Here is a 1,368-nt window from a genome sequence, read left to right on the forward strand (position 1 = left end):
TTGGGCGCCTCTCTGTGTCAAGTGCTGTGGTGATCGGTTGTATCGTGGCCGGTGGCTGGCCCGGTAAGTGATTGCTCCGAAGTGCCGGTGTAGGGGTGTGAGCCGGCCGCGCTGGACATCAGAGCCGCCCCCGTGTGTCCTGCCGGGCCTGCCTCTTGCTTCGCTGTGGCGTCGTTGAGGAGTTGGCGATAGACGGTGTCGGATAGGCGCCTTTTAAGACATCGCAACGCTTCTTGTTGACTTTTGCCTTCGGATCGTTTTCGCAGGTAATAGGCTTTTCCGGGAGTGTCTTGCCGGATCTGGGTAACGGCCATGATGTGCAGGCAGGAGTTGAGTTGGCGGTCCCCGGCGCGGGAAAGCCGGTGGCGTTTGACGTCGCCGGATGACACCTCGATGGGGGCGGTGCCGGTATAGCTGGCGAAGGCTGCAGCGGAGCGGAATCGGGTGATCGTCCCGACTCGGCCGAGAATCTTGCCGGCGGTTAAAGTGCCAATGCCGTGTAGCTGGGTCAAGGTGGTGCCCGATGCGGTGACGACAACTTGAATATCGCCGGCAGCCTTGGTGATGCGCCGATCGAGGTGGCGGACCTCGCCGATGAGGTCGACCGCCAGGGCGCGCATTGTCTTGCCGGCGGTGTCCCGGGGTCGAACATTACGCACCAGTTCGGCGGCGCGCTGGGCGGTCAACTTCAGCCCAGCACCCCCTGGAATCAGGTGCGTGAGTACGACATGGAGTCGGTTGATGGTTTGGGTGCGGGTCTTGACCAGATCGTCTCGATGCTCGATGACTGCGCGTAGGGCCCGTGTGGCGGAGTCGATCTCGGTGCTATTGAGGGTAGGTGAGGTCAGCGCGGCGATACCGACTGAGATTGCGTCGGCGTCGTCGTTTTTACGGCCGTGCCCGGTTGAAAGTAACCGCACCCGGGCAGCTAGCTTGGCGGGGACGTCCATGACCTCGATTTGGTCCGCGTTGAGCCGCATGGCCAGGGGTGCCCCTAAGCCGGCTGCGCCTTCGATGGCCCACTGCGCTTGCGGCCAGCGACGCGCAAAGCGGCGCAACGCCCGGTAACCGCTGTCGCTGACCGGTACTCGGATGACGTCTACTGGCTGCAACGAGGCATCCACGGCTGCCGCCGTCCACGATGCCTTATGCGGATCGACTGCGATCGCCACGCTTGATGTCATCAAATTCAGCTCCTCACTCGAATGGATACGGGTTAAAGCGAGGAGGGCACACCAACTTTCGGCTACGCAGGCCTCTCTTCAGCCACTCCACGCCAAGGCGGCGATGACCGGCCGGCAAGCCCAAAGAAAGTCAACCCACAGGAGTGACAGGTGTGAAACGAGCCAATACCGGTCACCGCCTCAG

The 1,368-nt window shown here is 62.5% G+C and carries 1 protein-coding gene; it reads right to left on the bottom strand.

Going from position 1 to position 1,368, the window contains the following annotated elements:
• Positions 1-17: 17 nt before the first annotated feature.
• Entirely contained in the window at positions 18-1,184 is a 1,167-nt protein-coding gene (locus A5791_RS07975; RefSeq protein WP_067233711.1) for an IS110 family transposase, read from the bottom strand.
• Positions 1,185-1,368: the final 184 nt, after the last annotated feature.

This window comes from Mycobacterium sp. 852002-51163_SCH5372311, assembly GCF_001667115.1.
GTDB lineage: Bacteria > Actinomycetota > Actinomycetes > Mycobacteriales > Mycobacteriaceae > Mycobacterium.